This window comes from Erythrobacter sp. JB1-7, assembly GCF_057365015.1.
Genome location: NZ_CP200291.1, coordinates 2,479,433 through 2,497,750, shown reverse-complemented (window position 1 = coordinate 2,497,750; position 18,318 = coordinate 2,479,433). Strand labels below are relative to the sequence as shown.

Annotated in this window: 12 protein-coding genes and 2 pseudogenes; 7 read left to right on the top strand and 7 right to left on the bottom strand. The window is 57.6% G+C overall.

Annotated elements, in window-relative coordinates:
- The first annotated feature begins 237 nt into the window (after positions 1-237).
- From AC0V6W_RS12120 to AC0V6W_RS12110, 3 genes and pseudogenes are all read left to right on the top strand, one after another.
- A pseudogene (locus AC0V6W_RS12120) lies at positions 238-2,969 on the top strand (valine--tRNA ligase).
- A gap of 46 nt (positions 2,970-3,015) precedes the next feature.
- Positions 3,016-3,831: a M90 family metallopeptidase gene (locus tag AC0V6W_RS12115; protein WP_486150316.1), complete on the top strand. Its 816-nt coding sequence runs from the start codon at positions 3,016-3,018 to the stop codon at positions 3,829-3,831.
- Between the two features lie 249 nt (positions 3,832-4,080).
- Positions 4,081-4,818, top strand: a complete 738-nt coding sequence (locus AC0V6W_RS12110; protein ID WP_486150314.1) for a 7-carboxy-7-deazaguanine synthase QueE — start codon at positions 4,081-4,083, stop codon at positions 4,816-4,818.
- A 123-nt stretch (positions 4,819-4,941) separates the two neighbouring features.
- On the opposite strand, the gene AC0V6W_RS12105 is transcribed toward AC0V6W_RS12110, so the two are convergent.
- The 5 genes from AC0V6W_RS12105 to AC0V6W_RS12085 form a co-directional block, all read right to left on the bottom strand.
- A complete protein-coding gene (locus AC0V6W_RS12105) occupies positions 4,942-6,639 on the bottom strand; it encodes an ATP-binding protein (RefSeq protein ID WP_486150312.1) in 1,698 nt (565 codons plus the stop codon).
- Between the two features lie 108 nt (positions 6,640-6,747).
- Positions 6,748-7,509: a TIGR02186 family protein gene (locus AC0V6W_RS12100; RefSeq protein WP_486150310.1), complete on the bottom strand. Its 762-nt coding sequence runs from the start codon at positions 7,507-7,509 to the stop codon at positions 6,748-6,750.
- Positions 7,509-8,423 (bottom strand): sulfite exporter TauE/SafE family protein, encoded by a 915-nt coding sequence (locus AC0V6W_RS12095; protein WP_486150308.1) that lies wholly within the window; start codon positions 8,421-8,423, stop codon positions 7,509-7,511. The genes AC0V6W_RS12100 and AC0V6W_RS12095 overlap by 1 nt, the downstream gene beginning before the upstream one ends.
- 152 nt (positions 8,424-8,575) lie before the next feature.
- A complete protein-coding gene (locus tag AC0V6W_RS12090) occupies positions 8,576-9,793 on the bottom strand; it encodes a hypothetical protein (RefSeq protein WP_486150306.1) in 1,218 nt (405 codons plus the stop codon).
- 5 nt (positions 9,794-9,798) lie between these two features.
- Entirely contained in the window at positions 9,799-11,214 is a 1,416-nt protein-coding gene (locus AC0V6W_RS12085; RefSeq protein WP_486150304.1) for a glycosyl transferase family protein, read from the bottom strand.
- A gap of 85 nt (positions 11,215-11,299) precedes the next feature.
- Here AC0V6W_RS12085 and nhaA point away from each other — a divergent pair, with 85 nt between their 5' ends.
- A complete protein-coding gene (gene nhaA, locus AC0V6W_RS12080; protein WP_486150302.1) occupies positions 11,300-12,535 on the top strand; it encodes a Na+/H+ antiporter NhaA in 1,236 nt (411 codons plus the stop codon).
- Between the two features lie 34 nt (positions 12,536-12,569).
- Here nhaA and AC0V6W_RS12075 read toward each other — a convergent pair whose 3' ends face one another.
- The gene (locus tag AC0V6W_RS12075; RefSeq protein ID WP_486150300.1) at positions 12,570-13,007 is read right to left on the bottom strand and encodes a VOC family protein; all 438 of its coding nucleotides are present in this window, start codon (positions 13,005-13,007) and stop codon (positions 12,570-12,572) included.
- A 144-nt stretch (positions 13,008-13,151) separates the two neighbouring features.
- A complete protein-coding gene (locus AC0V6W_RS12070) occupies positions 13,152-14,111 on the bottom strand; it encodes a TorF family putative porin (RefSeq protein ID WP_486150298.1) in 960 nt (319 codons plus the stop codon).
- Between the two features lie 344 nt (positions 14,112-14,455).
- Here AC0V6W_RS12070 and AC0V6W_RS12065 point away from each other — a divergent pair, with 344 nt between their 5' ends.
- The 3 genes and pseudogenes from AC0V6W_RS12065 to AC0V6W_RS12055 all read left to right on the top strand — a co-directional run bounded on the left by AC0V6W_RS12065 (position 14,456) and on the right by AC0V6W_RS12055 (position 18,311).
- Positions 14,456-15,280 (top strand): metallophosphoesterase family protein, encoded by an 825-nt coding sequence (locus tag AC0V6W_RS12065; RefSeq protein ID WP_486150296.1) that lies wholly within the window; start codon positions 14,456-14,458, stop codon positions 15,278-15,280.
- Between the two features lie 124 nt (positions 15,281-15,404).
- Positions 15,405-16,716 (top strand): annotated as a pseudogene (locus tag AC0V6W_RS12060) (UDP-glucose dehydrogenase family protein).
- An 89-nt stretch (positions 16,717-16,805) separates the two neighbouring features.
- Positions 16,806-18,311 carry an FMN-binding glutamate synthase family protein gene (locus tag AC0V6W_RS12055; RefSeq protein WP_486150294.1) on the top strand — a complete coding sequence of 502 codons (1,506 nt, stop codon included), beginning with the start codon at positions 16,806-16,808 and terminating at the stop codon, positions 18,309-18,311.
- Positions 18,312-18,318 lie beyond the last annotated feature (7 nt).

Sequence of the window (18,318 nt, the reverse complement as noted above, 5' to 3'; positions counted from 1 at the left end):
AATCGCGCACATTCTCAAGAGAAAGCGCCCGTTAGAATGTTGAGATGTTGCTTCATTCCCCTTGGCGAGGCATGGGGGAGTCGAATTGCGTGCGGTCAGGCTATCCGGCCTGATCGGATGCCGGGCCACCCGCTCCCTCCACCCTTCCACCCGGATTTTCACACCGGAGTATGATCCGGGTGGAAGGGTGGAGGGAGCGGGTGGCCCGGCCCGCGAGCGTTAGCGAGCCCAATAAAGATGACACTACCCACCACTTTCAATCCCGCCGACATAGAAGCGCGCTGGTATGCCCATTGGGAGGAAACCGGGGGTTTCGCCCTGAACGCCCCAATGCGCAGCCCTTCACCATTGTGAACCCGCCGCCCAATGTGACCGGCAGCCTGCATATCGGCCACGCGCTCGACAACACATTGCAGGATATTGTCATCCGCTATGAACGCATGCGCGGCAAGGATGCGCTTTGGGTCGTGGGCACCGATCATGCCGGCATCGCGACGCAGATGGTGGTCGAACGCCAGATGGAGCAGCGCCAGGACAAGCGCACCAATTACAGCCGCGAAGATTTCGTCGATAAAGTGTGGGAATGGAAAGCGGAAAGCGGAGGCACGATCACGACGCAGCTGCGCCGTTTGGGCTGTTCAATGGACTGGTCGCGAGAGCAGTTCACCATGGACGAGCACTTTACCAAAGCGGTGCTCAAGACCTTCGTCGACCTCTACAATGACGGCCTGATTTACCGCGACAAGCGGCTCGTCAATTGGGATCCGAAGCTGAAGACGGCGATTTCGGATCTGGAAGTTGAGCAGCAGACCATTCCGGGCCATTTCTGGCATTTCAAATACCCGCTTGCTGACGGCGTAACGCTTACCGATGGCCGCGATTACATCGAGGTTGCGACCACTCGGCCTGAGACGATGCTGGCTGATATGGCGGTCGCGGTGCATCCCACGGATGAGCGCTATTCCAGCGTTGTGGGAAAGCATGTGGTGCTGCCCATCACGGGCCGCCGCATCCCCATAGTGGCTGACGAACACGCCGATCCAGAGCTGGGTTCAGGCGCGGTGAAGATCACGCCGGGGCATGATTTCAACGATTTCGAAGTGGGCAAGCGCGCCGGAATGCAGGCTGGCGAAATGCTCAACATGCTCGATGGTGAGGGTAATGTGTGCCAGACCGCCGATGGCTTGGTACCGCAAGAGTTTATCGGCCTCCACCGCTTCCGCCGCGACAAAGTGGACGGTGCGCGCGAGGCTGTGGTTGAGCGGCTGAAAGCGGACGGCTTCCTGATCCCGCACACTTCTAAAAACAAGAAAGGCGAGGAGGTCATCTCCGACGCCGAGCCGCGCCAGATCGCAACGCCCTTCGGTGATCGCGGCGGCGTGGTGATTGAGCCGTGGCTGACCGATCAATGGTATGTCGATGCGGAAAAACTGGCCACAAAACCAATCCAAGATGTGCGCGATGGCACGATCGAGATTGTGCCCAAGAGCTGGGAGAAGACCTTTTTCAACTGGATGGAGAATATCCAGCCTTGGTGCGTCTCGCGCCAGCTGTGGTGGGGACACCGGATCCCGGCTTGGTTTGACGCAGACGGCAATGTGTTTGTCGCTGAGAGCGAAGAAGAAGCGCAAGCCAAGGCAGGCGCAGACGTTGCTCTGACACGTGATAATGACGTTCTCGACACATGGTTCTCATCCGCTCTGTGGCCTTTCGCTACGCTCGGCTGGCCTGAGAACAATCAACCGCTGCTCGAAAAACACTTCCCCAACAACCTGCTCATCTCCGGCTTTGATATCCTGTTCTTCTGGGATGCGCGGATGATGATGATGGGGCAGTATAATATGGGGCAGGCGCCCTGGCCCAAGCTGTATTTGCACGGCCTTGTCCGCGCGGCAGACGGCGCGAAAATGTCGAAATCCAAGGGCAATGTTGTCGATCCGCTCGGCCTGATTGATCAATATGGCGCGGATGCGTTGCGGTTCTTTATGGCGGCGATGGAAAGCCAGGGCCGCGATATCAAGATGGACGAACGCCGCGTCGAAGGATACCGCAATTTCGCGACAAAGCTCTGGAATGCAACGCGGTTCTGCCAGTCGAACGACATCGGCAAATCCGCCACGATCAAGGCTCCGAAAGCGCGCCTTGCCGCCAACCAATGGATCATTGGCGAAGTGCAGGCCGTGTGTTCAGAGATCGAAGCTGCGATGGAAGACTTGCGCTTTGATGCGGCGGCCAACGCGATTTACCAGTTCACATGGTCCAAGTTTTGCGACTGGTATCTGGAGCTGATCAAGCCCGTGTTTGCAGAAGGCGCAGACCCTGACGCCATGCCCGCCAAGGAAACCCGCGAAGTCGCCGGGTGGGCACTCGACCAGATCCTAGTCATGCTGCACCCGTTCATGCCCTTCATCACAGAAGAGCTGTGGCACGCACAAGGGACACGCCAATACGATCTGATCGTTGCAAGCTGGCCCAATCCGCGCGCTGAAGTGTCCAAATCGGCCACCGATGCGATTGACTGGGTGATCGATCTCACCACCAATGTCCGCAGCGCGAAGAACGAGCTTGGCATCCCGCCGGGCGCAAAACTGCCCGCTTTCGTGCCTGCGCCATCAGACCTTGCAACCAGCACAATCGAACGATCCAGCGCGGCGATTGAGCGGCTTGCGCGGCTCACGCCAGTCACTGTGGGCGAAGCGCCCGATGGGGCCGCGATGCAAGTGACCGCCATGAACGATGCGTTCGTCATCCCCTTGGAAGGCATCATAGATGTGGGCGCGGAAAAAGCGCGGCTCGAAAAAGCGCTGGCAGCGAGCGAGAAGGAAGCCAAATCCATCGAGGGCCGCCTTGCCAATGCCAATTTCGTCGAACGCGCCAAACCCGAAGCGGTAGAGAAAGCGCGCGAGGATTACGCGCACCATTCGGGCGAAGTAGAGCGGCTGACGGCAGCGCTTGAGCGGTTGGGATAGAGGGCGCGGCCTACAAACGGCATGGGTCCGCTCCTATTTAGCCGCCATGCTCGCTTGGCTTATCCTTTGCATTCCGCCGCTCATCGGTGCGTTTCTGACACATCGTTGGTTTGCAAAACAACGCAGGCGCAAAGCGATCCTGGCGACCCCGCTCACTGATGCGCAGCGTGCAGTGGTAGAGCGGCTGGTGCCGCTTGTGCGATCACTACCCCAGCCTTTGCGCGCAGCACACGAGGGCAAGATCAACCTGTTCCTCGATCAGGTTACCTTCAGAGGGCAAAACGGCCTTGTCGTAGACGAGGCAATGCAGCTTTCCATCGCCGCGCAGGCATGCATTTTGATCGTCAACACTGACGCCTGGTATGACACACTTAGTAACGTGCTGATTTACCCTTCGACTTTCCTCACACACAGGCCCGATCATGACGGCTTCGTCATCCATCAAAGGCAAGCCGCAACATTGGGCGAAAGCTGGGCGCGCGGGCCTGTCATCCTGTCGTGGGATCATGCATTGCATGGCGGTTTGGACCCGCAAGACGGGCACAATCTGGTCATCCATGAATTTGCGCACCAATTGGACAGCCTGAGCGGCCAGACCAACGGCATCCCTGTATTGCGCAAGGGGCAGGCCTATGCTGGCTGGGAAAAGGCCATGCTAGACGCTTTCAGCACTCATGTGCGGCGCGTTGAAAGCGGGATACCCACATTGATCGATTGTTACGGCGCCACGAACCATGAAGAGTTTTTCGCAGAGACTATTGTCACCTTTTTTGAGAAACCGCAGGCGCTAAAGCGCGAAGAACCGGCATTGTACGCGCAATTGGCCGAGCTCTTGGCGCTTGATCCGGCACACTGGAATTGAGCGGGTGGAATTGAGCGGCCCTTCACCGCATTCACTTTGCACTGCGGACCCGAGTTTCCTACTTGCACCAAACGTGGCACTGGTAGGACATGCCATTTCAAAAGACCCTTTGCCTCCGCATTGATCGCCTTACTCGATCAAAAGCCGCGCCTGTGATCGATCTGATTTTTACGCCAAGACCGTGTAACATGCGGTCCATGTGTTGCTCAGCTGCGACGAACCGAGTGGGCGCGATTGGGGGGATGGCCAATGGCTGATCTGGTGCTTGCCACGGATGACACGGGGCGCGCTGAGGTGTTCGCATCATTGCAAGGCGAAGGGCCAAGCGCAGGCGTGCCTGTTGCCTTCATGCGGCTGTCGCGCTGCAACCTGGCCTGCGTGTGGTGCGATACGGCCTATACGTGGCGGTTTGACGGCGACAATCGAGAGCACCGCGATGGCATCGCCTATGACCGCAAAGCCAATCAGGTCGCCCTCTCCCCCGCCAAGGCAGCGGCGAAAGTGGCGGCTTTGGGTCAGAAACGCCTTGTCATCACAGGCGGCGAGCCGCTGCTGCAATGCGGGGCGCTGGCGGATATGCTCGCGATCTTGCCGGATATTGAGGTGGAGGTTGAGACCAACGGCACCACCAAAGCGAGCGCCCATGTTGATATCCGGGTCGATCAGTACAATGTCAGTCCAAAGCTGGCGCATTCGGGCAATCCGGCAGACCTCGCCCTGATCGAGGAGCGGCTGGATGCCTATGCGACCGACCCGCGCGCGTTCTTCAAGTTCGTGATTGGCACGCCTGCTGATGTTGACGAAGTGCTCTCGCTCAAACGCCGATACGGCATAGCGGCAGAGCGCTTGTTCCTGATGGCAGAAGGGACGGACAGCGAGGCATTGCGCGAAAAGCAGCAATGGCTCAGCCCGATCTGTCTGGAACACGGCCTGCGCATGTCGGACAGGCTGCACATCCACCTCTATGGGGACAGCCGTGGAACATAATACCAAGAATGCGAGCCCCCGCGAAGACGGGGACCTCCATCAGTCAAGCGCTAGGATCAAGGAGGTCCACGCCTTCGCGGGGACTCGCCTTGGTGTGGGCCAGCCCAAGCTCGGGGAAGTCCCCTACCCTTGTGAACGCCAGCGCAGGACGACGCGCTCGACCATCTCCTCCTCGCCGCCGCCGCCATTCCACAGCTCGACAAAGCTGGGGTCTTCGGAGGCAGGGCGCTTGTGCTCTTCGAGATTGTCGAAGCTTACGCGGATGGGGATTGCAACGCCTTCTCCGCACACAATGCATTCACGGTTGCGCAAGGCAGGGATGGAATCGAGGAAGCCGCGCGCGCCTTCCGGCATGGCTGCGCGCACGAACGCCTGGTCGCGGTCGTTGTTGAGCCGCATCGAGATGATGGTGCCGCATTGCGACAAGACGCCTTCGGCAAGGTCAGAGGGGCGCTGCGTGATGAGGCCCAGTGAAATGCCGTATTTGCGGCCCTCTTTCGCGATCCGGCTGAGAATGCGTCCAACCGAGGAGCCATCCGAGTTCTTCTCATTAGGCACATACCGGTGCGCTTCCTCACAAACGAGCAGAATAGGCCGCGTGTTGTCCTCGCGTCCCCAGATCGCAAAGTCGAACACCAGGCGCGACAAGACAGCGACCACGGTTGCGGTGATGTCAGAAGGAACGCCCGAGACGTCGATAATCGAGATCGGCTTGCCATCGCCTGGCATGCGGAACACCTTGGAGATGAACTCGGCCATAGTGTCGCCCACCAGCATGCCGGAGAACATGAACTGATAACGCGGATCGGCTTTCAGCTCTTCGAGCTTGCCCTTGATCCGCATGTAAGGCGCAGAAGAGGTGGCCTTGTCGAGCTTGCCCATCTCGTCCTGAAGCACGTTGGAGAAATCGGACAGGAGATAGGGAATAGGCGAGTCCACGGTGATCTTACCCATGGTTTCAGCCAGCCTGTTCTTGGACCGGGCATGCAGCAAGCACTTGGCCAGAATGTCCATATCAACCTGCCGGTCATTGCCGCTGCTGGAGAGGAGCACTTCGCAATGCTCCTCAAAATTGAGCAGCCAATAGGGCATTTGAAGGTTGGAGACATCGAGGATCTGCCCCGTCTGGCGGAAGGCGGCCGAGTATTCGCCATGCGGGTCAATCATGACGATATGGCCTTGCGGGGCAGCTTCGCAAATGCGGTGCAGGATAAGCGCAGCGCTGGTCGATTTACCGGTACCAGTGGAGCCAAGCAGCGCAAAGTGCTTGCCCAGCATCGCATCGATATACAGGCCTGCGCGGATGTCCTTGGTGGGGAAGACCTTGCCAATGGTGATGTTGGCTCGTCCATCGCTGGCATAGATCTGCTCCAGATCCTGCGTGGTCGCCGGATAGGCAAGCGCGCCGGGCACGGGATAGCGGGTAACACCGCGTTTGAAGCCGTGAATTCGGCCCGTTAGCTTCTCTTCGCTGCCCTCGCCCAGAAAGTCGATATTGGCGATGATCCCGCCTTCGGTTCGGCGATCCTTGCGCTGATCGCGAACATTGGCAAGCAGCCAAGCATCGCCCACGCGGATCTTGACCTGGCTGCCAACCTGTCCCGCCAAAGCGATCGACGGGTCATCATCCTGCATACATTCGGTGATGCGTTGCAAATCAAACGCGATCTGCGAACCTGCTCCAGAAATCTCCAGCACCACACCAATCGGCAACCCAGCATTGTCTTGCGAGCGACTGTCGCCACTTGCCTCGGGCGGCGTAACAGAGGCATTGTCGTCGCGCATTGCGCTGTCAAAATTGTGCTGGCTCATATCGCTCATCTGGATGCCTTACCCTTGGTAAATGCGGTTCTACTGCAAAGGCCGATGGCGATTGCGATAAGAAACTAACCGTATTGGGGTTAAGATCGCGTCAAAATGGGCGGCAATTCAGCCGCGCGCAAACAGACGGCCAGCCAGCCAGCCCATGCCCAGTGACATCACTATCGCCAGCAGCCCATACCAAAACGCACGTTCTTGCGCCGCGCGAACCACGCGTCCCTCGAGGCCAACCTTTTCGACTTCAATCTTGGCGGTCGCACTGGCGAGCACGCGGCCATTGGCAATCGCAAAAGTTTCAGCGGTGTAAGACCCGGTGGTGACATTAGAAGGCAGTTCGATCCGAGCCTGATACAATACGCCTTCGCTGATGCGCACGCCTTCGGGGTCTTCTTTGTAAAGCTGCTGGCGGCGGCGCAGATCAACCAGACCTTCGCCAAAGCGCGCCTGTTGTTCAGGATCAATTTCGCCTGAAGGGCTTAGCTGGATAAAACTGGTGCCCAGCTCATAAATCGCCGCGGTGCGTTCATCCACGATAGCGCGGACTGGAGCAGATGAGGCCACCGCGAAAAAACTGGGCGCAGAACGAAAATCAGAGGTTTGCGCGTTCATCCAAATGCCGGCAATCCGATCTTTCTCGCGCAATCGTATGGCCTGCGATGGGCCTTTTAAAACCACAACGATGTCGTATTCACTGCCTTCGTTGATCCCCGCCGGATCGATCACCGCACCATACAACAGCAGGTCAGCTCCGGTGAAACCCTGGCGCACCTCAATGCGCGATTGGCTGACTTCGGGCACAAGGATAGGTTCGCGCTGCGCTGACAAGGTGATCGCCGCCAACAGCGCAATCGCACATCGCAAAGCACGCATCACAGCGGGCTTACCGTGTAAATCTCGTCCGGCTGCACGCCCAGACCCCACAGCATCCGCAGCGCGATCAGCAGCACCAGACCTGCCAGCACAAGCCGCAGCAATTCTGGCCGCGCTTTCATCGCGATCTGGGTGCCGAACTGCGCACCAAGCACCGATCCAACCAGCAGCAGCGCAGCGAGCACAATATCCACCGCTTTGGTCGTCAGCGCATGAGTCATGGTTGTCACCATCGTCACGAACAGGATTTGATAAAGCGATGTGCCGACCACCACATTCCCGCTCATCCCGAGCAGATAGAGCATCGCAGGCACCAGCAGAAATCCCCCGCCCACTCCCATCAGCATAGTCAAAATGCCCACCAGAACTCCCAGGATCAGCGGAGCCAAGGGTGAGATATAAAGCCCCGAGCGATAGAACCGCCAGCGATAGGGCAAGGCTGCCACCAGCGGATGATGGCGACGTTTACGCGGCTGGGTGCTCGCACCCTTTTTCGAAGGAATCAGCACGCCGAGCGCCTCGCGCATCATCAGCGTTCCGATCGTGCCCAGCATCAGCACGTAAAGTATGTTGATGACGACATCGATCTGCCCCAGCGACTGGAGCGCGCGGAACAACAAGGCACCAAACATCGCGCCGATAATGCCGCCGCCCACCAGGACGCCCCCCATCCGATAATCGACCCCGTTGCGGCGGCGATGGGCCAGCACGCCGGATACGCTTGCGCCGGTCACCTGCGTTGCGGCAGACGCAGCGGCAACCGTTGGCGGAATACCGTAGAAAATCAGCAGCGGTGTCGTTAAAAATCCGCCGCCCACGCCGAACAGTCCTGAAAGCACGCCTGTCCCAAAGCCAAGCACGATGATGACAAGGCCATTCACCGATAGATTCGCAATGGGCAGATAAACATCCATGGCCCAGCCAGTTACTCCAGAGCGCGCAGGGTTGAAAGGGAAGCGGCACGAATGATCCGCAGCTGTTCAGATTAAAGCAGCGATGTGAAAAGGATCGGCCGTTATGATGGCCGATCTGGAGAGCGCTTAACACCCTCTATATGACGGGCAGCTTAAAACCGGGTCGATACGGTTGCGGCTACACCCGATTCCGGGGCTGCATCACCAGCGACCTTTTGCCGCCAATCAACCGAAAAGCGCGCGGGTACTTTGCCGATGGACATATCCACTCGCATGGTTGGGCCGATATCCACCCGGCTCGCGCCTTTTTGCGCCCCGCCCCACACACCGCCGCCAACACTAACGCGCGCATTGCCAAATTTGCCTGCGTTGAAAGTGGTCAGCGGCCGCGTTGCAGTGGCCTGACCATCGGCAAAAAAGGTGCCATCACGCCCGCCAACATAGCCGGCCTGCGCATAGGTTTCCAAAGAGAACCGACCAGGAAGCGCAATCGGCGCAATTTCGGTAAAGGCATAGCCAGCAGGGCGAAACCGCAAACTGTCCGCGAATTGGGTGGCGCGCACTTCGCCTGCAAAGCGCACCGGAAATTTCGGCAATGGCCGGCCAGAGAGCCCCAAGGCAAGCTCGCTTTCGCCATTCAGCGTCAGCGCACGGTAAGCGCGGGCAAATGCGCGCGGATCATGGCCGGAGCGCGGCGCGATGCGATAGGCAAGCTTTGCGCCGGCCTGACTTGCCCCATAAGTGGGCACGCGCCCTTGCGAAATGGGCGCAGAACTCGATCCCTGCCGGTAAAATCCCCATGTATCGAGGAAGAACCGGTCCACCTTTCCGCTTTCGCGCGGGGTTACCGGGCCAGTGGGCGATGATCCGCTTTGCGATGACCGGGCAAAAGCGGTTGTGCGAAAATCAGCATTCTGCAACCGCGCTCGCCCGGATTGCAGCATGGCGGCGCGCCACAACATGGTGTGCCCCATGGATGATTGCGTGCCGTAATCACCGGGCGCCGCAGCCCATCGCCGTTGCTGAGCGTAGTGGTCATCACCCCGCCCAAGGCTGACGCGGATCACGTCACCGCGCAGCGGCACACGGACATGCGCGCCATTGGAGAATGGCGTATTTACACCAGCCGGGGGCGCTGCCCGGCCAAGAAATGCGCGCCCATCGTCAATCATGTTTTGGGCAAAATCTCCGGACGGACCGCCGATTTCTTTAGACCCGAAACTCTGCGCAGCCTGATGACCGGCATATGGCGTTTCCAGTGCCGGCAAGGGAAACGGATTTTCCCACATCATCGCGCGCGCACCAACCCACACTGCGCCCAAAAGCACAAAAGTCACCAATGGGCTGCCCCTGCGAGAAAGCGTCGTCATCACTCTCAGATCGCTCTTGCAGCAAGCCCGTTGGTCTGGGTCGGGTGCAGCGAATGGCTGGTCTTGTCCCATTCAATCCCGCGCCCCAAAAGCGAACGAGCATAAGCTGTCACGGCGCGGCGGCCCGCAATGATTGAGATTACATTGGCAACAGGAATGCGGATCACAGCCAAGATCCCTTCAAGCGGTCCGTAAATGCTGGTCGTGAACACAAATCGCCACGCAGCTCGCCAGATAAAGGCGATCAAATTGGCGACCAGCAAAGCTTTGAGCATCGGCGTAAGCACAAGCGGGGGTAACAGGCCGAGCCCGGCAAACAGCCAGCCTACACCTGCCATCACAATCAGCGCATATCCGATCAACAGCACCAAGGCCGTGATCGGCCCGCGCCTGTCGCGAACGCGCATCCAGGTTTCCACCAGATTGCCACTCCAGCCCACCCGGTCCCACCCTTGCAGAGCAATGCCATGGATCCACCGGGTCTTCTGCCGGGTCACCGCGCCAAGGCTGGATGGGAAATAGGCGCGCGTTGCAATCAAGCGGCCATCATCCGCCCCCCGAGCGCGCACAAACCGGCATTTGCCGCCCGCTGCCGCGATACTGAGGCCGAGTTCGTAATCTTCTGTTAGCGAATCGGAGGCAAATGGCTGGCCCTCTGCCCCTTTGCGTTGATGCAGCCAGCCAAGCGCCTGGCGCGATATCGCGCAGCCGACGCCTGCTCCGGGTAAACCTGCGCCAAATGCATCGCGCACGACCATCGCTTTGCCATGCGATTCGGCAAATTCCTCGCAATAATGGCTTCCGCAAAAGCGGCTGCGCGGCTGGACCACAGGCTCGACCGGCAATTGGACGAAATCGGCGCCATCCTCAACCGTCGCGCTCAACAGACCAAGGCCTGCCGGGTCCACCATATCTTCGGCATCGTGGAACACGACGCAGGAAAAGCGAAATTGCCCGCGCCGTTCATCGCTGCGCATCGCATCGTATAACCGATTGAGGCAATCAGCCTTGGTCGTTGGTCCTTGTTTGTCATGGACAACAAGGCGCAGGCGCGGATCGCCGCGCGCGCCATCCATCGCCGCCTCAATCGTAGCGGGATCGTTTTGATAGCAGCCTATATACAACCGCAAACGCTGCTGCGGCCAGCTGGCGAGCGTGTGCGCGATGGTATCGCCGATCACCTGGCTTTCCTGCCATGCGGGAATAAAGATCGCCGCTGGCCCATCCAGTTCGCGCTGTTGCAGCCGTATGCGGTTTAGTTCAGGAGTGCTTGCCCGACCGGAAAGCTTCAGCCATAGCCAACTGAAATCGATCGCAAGATCATCAAGCGCACCAATCAGGAAGAAAACACCAGCGAATAAAAGCAATTCGTGCTGGACCATAGCCAGCCACTGCCACACTGAAAACTCAGAAATACCCACTATTACCCCGTCTGCCCCCGCCTGTAGAATACAGTCTCTTCTTTCAGTTGCAACACAATCAAGAAAAGATGATCAAATAGATTTTATGTCGGATAATCCATCTTCTGCACCAAAGCCTCTGCGCCGTGTTTTTGCACCTGTGCGCGCCCTGTTTGTCGGCGATGCTTCTGCTGGCATCTTGTTGATTCTTGTCGCGGCGGCCGCAATGCTTGCGGCGAATTCTGCACTTTCAGCCGAATATAAAGAACTGTTCTATGGTACCTTACCATGGACCCCGATAGAGAAGTTAAAAGATCTACATTACTGGATAAATGACGGTTTAATGGCGATATTTTTCTTCGTCGTTGGCCTTGAAGTGAAGCGCGAAGTGGTCAGCGGATCACTTTCAGATCCCGCTGCGCGCCGCCTGCCGATGATTGCCGCGGTTGCAGGAATGCTGGCGCCAGCGGCCGTCTTTATGCTCGTTTCAGGCGGCGGCGGTTACACCAGCGGCTGGGCCATCCCTGCGGCCACAGACATTGCCTTTGCGATGGGAGTGCTGGGACTTTTGGGCAACAGAGTGCCTGCATCCTTGCGCCTGTTCCTGCTTACCGTAGCCATCGTCGATGATATCGGCGCGGTGATGGTGATTGCGGTGTTTTACACACCTTCAATCTACATTGAATGGCTCGCTGCCTCGGCCGCAGTCCTCGCGGTTATGATTGCGATGAACCGGATGAAAGTCAGCGTATTGTGGCCATTTATCATCGCCGCTGTCGTTCTGTGGTATTGCGTGCTGCATTCAGGCGTCCATGCGACCATTGCCGGCGTGGTCGCCGCGCTCACTATTCCGCTCCACCGCAAGGACGGCAATTCCATGCTGGAGAAGCTGGAGCACGGCCTGGCCCCGTGGAGCGCCTATATGATCGTACCCATTTTCGGCTTTGCCAATGCAGGCGTGTCGATCAAAGGCATGGGCGCAGATGCGTTGCTCGCACCACTGCCCATCGCGATCGCCGCAGGCCTGGTGGTGGGCAAGCAGATCGGGATATTTTCGACCGTCTTTATTGCTGACAAGATCGGCTTCGCATCGCGGCCAGCCAATGCCAGCTGGGCCGAGATTTGGGGCGTATCGATCCTGTGCGGTATCGGCTTTACCATGAGCCTGTTTATCGCAGGCTTGGCGTTCCCCGGTAACGAGTTGTTCGTGGAAGAAGCCAAGATCGGCATTCTCACAGGCTCTGCCGTGTCAGCGATCCTCGGCTTTATCGTATTGCGATTGACGACCAATCACACCGCAGAGGATTGCGACGATCAGGGCCAGCAGCCAAGCAGCACCTAGGGCAGCTGCTTGGCCCTTTCGCCCACCGAGGGTTTTACCACGTGCCTGTGTTTTCCATGCTGGCCCACGGCTCCTTGGGTTCAAGCCGGCCTTCCTGAAGCAGCTCCACCGAAATGCCATCGGGTGATTTGATGAACGCCATATGCCCATCGCGCGGCGGACGGTGAATGATATGACCGGCATGAGCGACCTTTTGACAGGTGGCGTAAATGTCCTTCACTCTGAATGCGAGATGGCCAAAATTGCGCCCGCCATCATAGGTTTCCGCCTCACTGCCATCTTCAGGCGGCCAGTTATAGGTCAGCTCAATCTCGGCAATATTTTCCTGCCCCGGTGCCGCCAGAAAAATCAGCGTAAACCGCCCCGCTTCGACATCGAACCGGCGCACTTCCTCCACATCGATCAGTTTGAAAAAATCGAGCGTTGCATCAACATCAGTGATGCGCAGCATGGAATGTAGAAATTCTGTCATGGTTTAAGGTGTTCCTTTCGGCTTGGCCTGTGATGTATGGAGTCACACCGTGCACGGCAATGCCTTTGCCTTGAGAACGTAAAAAAGGGGCGCGAGCAGCTTTCCGCTGCGCCGCGCCCCTTTCTTGCGTGGTGGTGAAAGAGCTTAGAAGCTTGCGCTTACCGATGCGACGAATGCGTCATCGGTGAATGTGCCACCCGGATCGAGCAACGGATCGCCTTCAACCCCGACATAGGACGCGTTAAACGTCACCGGCCCCACCGCCACATCGACGCCGATCGACCAGTCAACTGCTTCGCTCTTATTTGTGAAGGTCAAAAAGCCGTCGGAATAGCCGAGGTGCCCATTCAAGGTGAGCGGTGTATCGGGAATGCCAAAGCTGACATCGGTGTAAAGATAAAGGTTATCCGTCCCACCCAAAGAATCCTGCTCGAACGCGTAAGCAACGCCAGGTGTTACCGATGCCGGGCCGAGGGAAAAACTTAGCGACCCATACACCTCATAGTAGTCAAACTCGCCTGGTCCTGCATCCGGATACAGATATGCAATTACGCCAACGTCTGCAGATACAGCATCGGTGAAATTGCCGCTCCAGCCACCATAAAGATCAAGCTCAGTCGAGCCATAACCGACAGTTTGTTCATCCAGGTTGGATGCCCATGTTCCGATGTAAAACCCCGATGAATGCGACAGATCGAGGCCGCCCTGGATCGCAAACTCACCATCGGTAAGTGCAACACCGCGGAAGCGATACTCGGTTGCAAGCGTGACATTGGCCGAAAAGGTAAGCGGGCTGTCGGCTGCAAGAGAGCTTTCGCTGTCCGCATCAACAGGCGCGCTGGCCCGTGCTGCAGCAGCGGATTGCGCGGACCAGTCGGTTGAAGGATCAATCAGTGTGGGCGTGGATTCGGGCGATACTGAAATGTCGACAATCTGCGCGTCTGCCAGTTCGACATTTACCGGGTCAGCATCTGCCAGAACGATCTCAGCATCGGCCTCAACCGAAGGCAAAGCCTCGACATTTGTAGCGAGTGCGGGTGTAGCAGAGAGGAGCACACCTGCGGGTATAGATGCGGCCAGAAGGCCGCGGATGGACGTGAGCATTACAACTTCCCTATTTTGGTGTTGTCTATTGGTTGCTTCGTCCCACCTGCACACTGCGCGGTCGCTATCTTATGAGGCGATCTCATCGAAGTGCGACATAATCGTGCACACTATCGCAAATTCACGCAAGCAAAATTGCCGGTGATTGTTAAATCACCCACAAGTGTGCACTTTTTGCATCAAGGCCGCGTGTATACCAGATGTAATACTGGCTTGGTTGCCCAGTGCGCTCGGAAACTCTATGCCGCGCCCTGCGTTATATCCACCAAGACAGGCGCAGTGCGTCCGCGACCCCCCCGCAACCAACGCCCGTCTCCAATGATTGCCACTCAGACCACCTAACTATGCTCAAATCCCTTCGCCAAATGTTCGGCTCCAAATCCCAAGCGAGCCCCCGCCTGCCCAGCGTTCCGGAGGGTGAGCGGTATTATGTGATCGGCGATATTCATGGCCGGTTGGACCTTTATGATGCCCTGATTGGTGCGATTGAGGCGGATGATGCAGCGCGTAATGCCGCAAGCGAGCACCCGGCTGACACGCATATGATCTTGCTGGGTGATCTGGTTGATCGCGGACCAGAAAGTTCAGGCGTGGTCGCCCGCACGCGCGAATGGCAAAGCGCGCGCAATGTTCGTGTGCTGGCCGGCAATCACGAAGATATGTTCATGGAATCCTTTGAAAAAGTGGACATACTGCGCCACTTTCTCAAACATGGCGGGCGCGAAACGATCCTCAGCTATGGCATTTCGAGCCAGCAATTCGACGCAATGACACTCGAAGAGCTGTTCGCGGCCCTGCCCCGGCTCGTGACGCAAAAAGAACGCGATTACATCAATTCATTCGAAGAGAAGATCGTCGCAGGTGATTACCTGTTCGTCCATGCAGGGATTGACCCCGCCGTCCCCATTGCCGAACAGCAGCGTTCAGACATGTTGTGGATCAGGGACAGGTTCCTCAATCATCAAGGCGCGCTCGAAAAGGTGGTCATTCACGGCCACACGATATTCGACAAAGTCATGGATTGCGGCAATCGGATCGGCATTGATACAGGCGCTTTCCGATCCGGTGTGCTGACGGCCCTTGTTCTCGATGGGGATGAGCGGCGGCAGATCCAGGCGATTGACGGGGATGGGTCTATCGAGATCGCAAGCAGCGATTCTCTTAAGTAATCGGGGGACCACCTGCTTTGGAAAGGGACATATACCTTTGCGCACTTCCCTTTTCCCCCGTGTTGCGCAATCCACGGCGCTCGTTCGCAAGTGCGGTATAACTAATTTGTAAAGGCTGATCTCAATGAAGATTGCAATGGTGGGTTCTGGCTATGTCGGGCTCGTTTCAGGGGCATGCTTTGCCGATTTTGGTCACGATGTTGTGTGCATCGATAAAGATCAAAGCAAGATTGACCGTCTCCACGACGGTGTGATGCCAATTTATGAGCCGGGCCTTGATAAGCTCGTCGCGGATAATGTGGCCGCTGGCCGTCTGTCATTCACCACCGACCTTGCTGAAGGGATCGCAGGCGCAAGTGCGATCTTTATCGCTGTGGGCACGCCCAGCCGCCGCGGCGATGGCCATGCTGACCTTACGTTTGTCCATCAGGTCGCGCGCGAAGTGGGCGCAAGCCTTTCCAACGATGCGGTTGTTGTGACCAAATCCACTGTTCCGGTCGGCACAGGCGATGAGGTTGAGCGCATCCTGAAAGACAGCGGAACCGCTCACAAGGTTGCCGTGGTTTCCAACCCTGAATTTCTGCGCGAAGGCGCAGCGATTGGCGATTTCAAGCGTCCTGATCGCATCGTGATCGGCGCAGAAGAGGAGTTTGGCCGCGAGGTTATGCGCGAAGTGTACCGCCCGCTCTTCCTCAACGAATCGCCTATTTTGTTCGTCAATCGCCGCACCAGCGAGCTGATCAAATATGCAGCCAACGCATTTCTGGCGACCAAGATCACGTTCATCAACGAAATGGCTGATCTGTGCGAAAAAGTGGGTGCGAATGTTCAGGATGTCGCGCGCGGCATCGGTATGGACAACCGCATTGGTTCAAAGTTCCTGCACGCCGGGCCCGGCTATGGCGGTTCGTGCTTCCCCAAGGATACCTTGGCGCTGCTCAAGACATCCGAAGATTACGACAGCCCCACCCGCATCGTCGAAGCGGTCGTCAAAGTGAACGATATGCGCAAGCGCGCCATGGGTCGCAAAGTGCTTGATGCGCTGGGCGGTCAGGAAAATGCACGCGGCAAAAAGGCAGCTTTGTTGGGCCTGACATTCAAGCCGAACACCGATGACATGCGCGATCTCGCCGGCTATCGCGATTTCGCAGACACTGTCCGATGCCGGAGTTGAAGTCGCCGCATATGATCCTGAAGGCATGGAAATCGCCGCACCTTTGATGCCAGAGGTGAACATGTGCCAGGATCCATATGAAGCGATCAAGGATGCAGATGTTGTTGCTCTTGTCACCGAATGGGATGCCTTCCGCGCGCTCGATCTTAACCGGGTCAAGGAGCTCGCCAAGGGTCACATCATGGTCGATCTGCGCAACATCTATAACCCTGATGATATGCGCGATGCAGGCTTTGAATATTCCAGCATTGGCCGCAGCTAGAGCTTTTTGACCGGCTGACCTTACACCTGTAACCTTTCCAGGCGTCTCTTGCGTAATACTGTGCAAGAGGCGTCTTGGGAGGAAACACAATGTCGGCCATTTTCAGCGGGCTCACCACCGCATTTATCTTCGTACTTGGCCTGGGCGCTGCTGCGTTGATCGCGGTGTTTTTTGTCGACCGATTCCAAACCGCCGATGCAGTGCGGCGCAATTACCCGGTTATCGGCCGATTGCGCTATGTCTTTTCAGAGCTTGGCGAATTTTTCCGCCAGTATTTCTTCGCCATGGACCGCGAGGAAATGCCGTTTAACCGGGCCCAGCGCGATTGGGTGTACGATGCGGCATCGGACAAATCGACCAATGTAGCGTTCGGATCGACGCGCAATCTGGAGCCAGTGGGCACCCCCATCTTTGTCAATTGCCCGTGGCCCACACTCGAAGCTGACGCATCCGAGGCCAAAGCCATGATGATTGGCGAGGGGGCCGCGCGCATTCCTTACAACGCACCGTCGCTGTTTAACATCTCAGGGATGAGCTACGGCGCGCTGTCCAAGCCAGCTGTGCAAGCGCTGTCGCATGGTGCGGCCAAAGCGGGATGCTGGATGAACACTGGCGAAGGCGGGCTATCGCCTTTTCACCTCGAAGGGGGTGCAGATATCGTCTTTCAGATCGGCACAGCTAAGTACGGTGTGCGCGATAAAGATGGCAATCTATCAGATGATAAGCTGCGCGAAGTGGCTGCGCACGAACAGGTGAGGATGTTTGAGCTTAAGCTGTCTCAAGGGGCGAAACCGGGCAAAGGCGGCATTCTGCCAGCAGAGAAGGTGAACAAGGAAATCGCTGAAATTCGCGGGATTGAACCGCATCAGGCCTCCATCTCTCCGAACCGTCATCCCGATATTGGTAATATCGCTGAACTGCTCGATATGATTGCACATATTCGCGAAGTGACGGGCAAACCTGTGGGTTTCAAAACCGTCATCGGCGCGTATGGCTGGCTGGAAGAGCTGATGGAGGCGATCAATCAGCGCGGGGCCCAAAGCGCGCCGGATTTCATCACAGTCGATAGCGGCGATGGCGGAACGGGGGCTGCTCCTTTGCCGTTGATTGACAATGTCGGGCTGATCCTGCGCGAGGCTTTGCCGATGATGGTCGATATTCGCGATAAGGCCGGGCTGAAAGACCGCATCCGCATTGTTGCGAGCGGCAAGCTGGTGACACCGGGCGAGGTTGCATGGGCCTTGTGCGCAGGCGCAGATTTTGTCATTTCGGCGCGCGGTTTCATGTTTGCTCTCGGCTGTATTCAGGCGATGAAATGCGACAAGAACACATGCCCCACGGGCATCACCACACACGATCAAGACCTTCAGCGCGGGCTCGATCCTGCCAACAAACAGGTGCGCGTGGCGAACTTCATCAAACAGATGCGCAAGGAAGTTGGCGTTATCGCCCATTCCTGCGGCGTGCCCGAACCGCGCAGGCTTAAACGGTACCATGTTCGCATGGTCTGCGCCGATGGCAGGTCACGCCCGCTGGATGAGCTATATCCCGATGCAGCGGAAAATACAGAGGCGAAAGCGCGCAGCGCAGCCTAATTCAAAG

What these genes read in the sequence shown, in the direction of transcription:
- AC0V6W_RS12115 (WP_486150316.1), top strand. Translation starts at nt 3,016, where the DNA reads ATGCTCGCTTGGCTTATCCTTTGCATTCCGCCGCTCATCGGTGCGTTT.
- AC0V6W_RS12110 (WP_486150314.1), top strand. Translation starts at nt 4,081, where the DNA reads ATGGCTGATCTGGTGCTTGCCACGGATGACACGGGGCGCGCTGAGGTG.
- AC0V6W_RS12105 (WP_486150312.1), bottom strand. Translation starts at nt 6,639, where the DNA reads ATGAGCGATATGAGCCAGCACAATTTTGACAGCGCAATGCGCGACGAC.
- AC0V6W_RS12100 (WP_486150310.1), bottom strand. Translation starts at nt 7,509, where the DNA reads ATGCGTGCTTTGCGATGTGCGATTGCGCTGTTGGCGGCGATCACCTTG.
- AC0V6W_RS12095 (WP_486150308.1), bottom strand. Translation starts at nt 8,423, where the DNA reads ATGGATGTTTATCTGCCCATTGCGAATCTATCGGTGAATGGCCTTGTC.
- AC0V6W_RS12090 (WP_486150306.1), bottom strand. Translation starts at nt 9,793, where the DNA reads ATGACGACGCTTTCTCGCAGGGGCAGCCCATTGGTGACTTTTGTGCTT.
- nhaA (WP_486150302.1), top strand. Translation starts at nt 11,300, where the DNA reads ATGTCGGATAATCCATCTTCTGCACCAAAGCCTCTGCGCCGTGTTTTT.
- AC0V6W_RS12075 (WP_486150300.1), bottom strand. Translation starts at nt 13,007, where the DNA reads ATGACAGAATTTCTACATTCCATGCTGCGCATCACTGATGTTGATGCA.
- AC0V6W_RS12070 (WP_486150298.1), bottom strand. Translation starts at nt 14,111, where the DNA reads ATGCTCACGTCCATCCGCGGCCTTCTGGCCGCATCTATACCCGCAGGT.
- AC0V6W_RS12065 (WP_486150296.1), top strand. Translation starts at nt 14,456, where the DNA reads ATGCTCAAATCCCTTCGCCAAATGTTCGGCTCCAAATCCCAAGCGAGC.
- AC0V6W_RS12055 (WP_486150294.1), top strand. Translation starts at nt 16,806, where the DNA reads ATGTCGGCCATTTTCAGCGGGCTCACCACCGCATTTATCTTCGTACTT.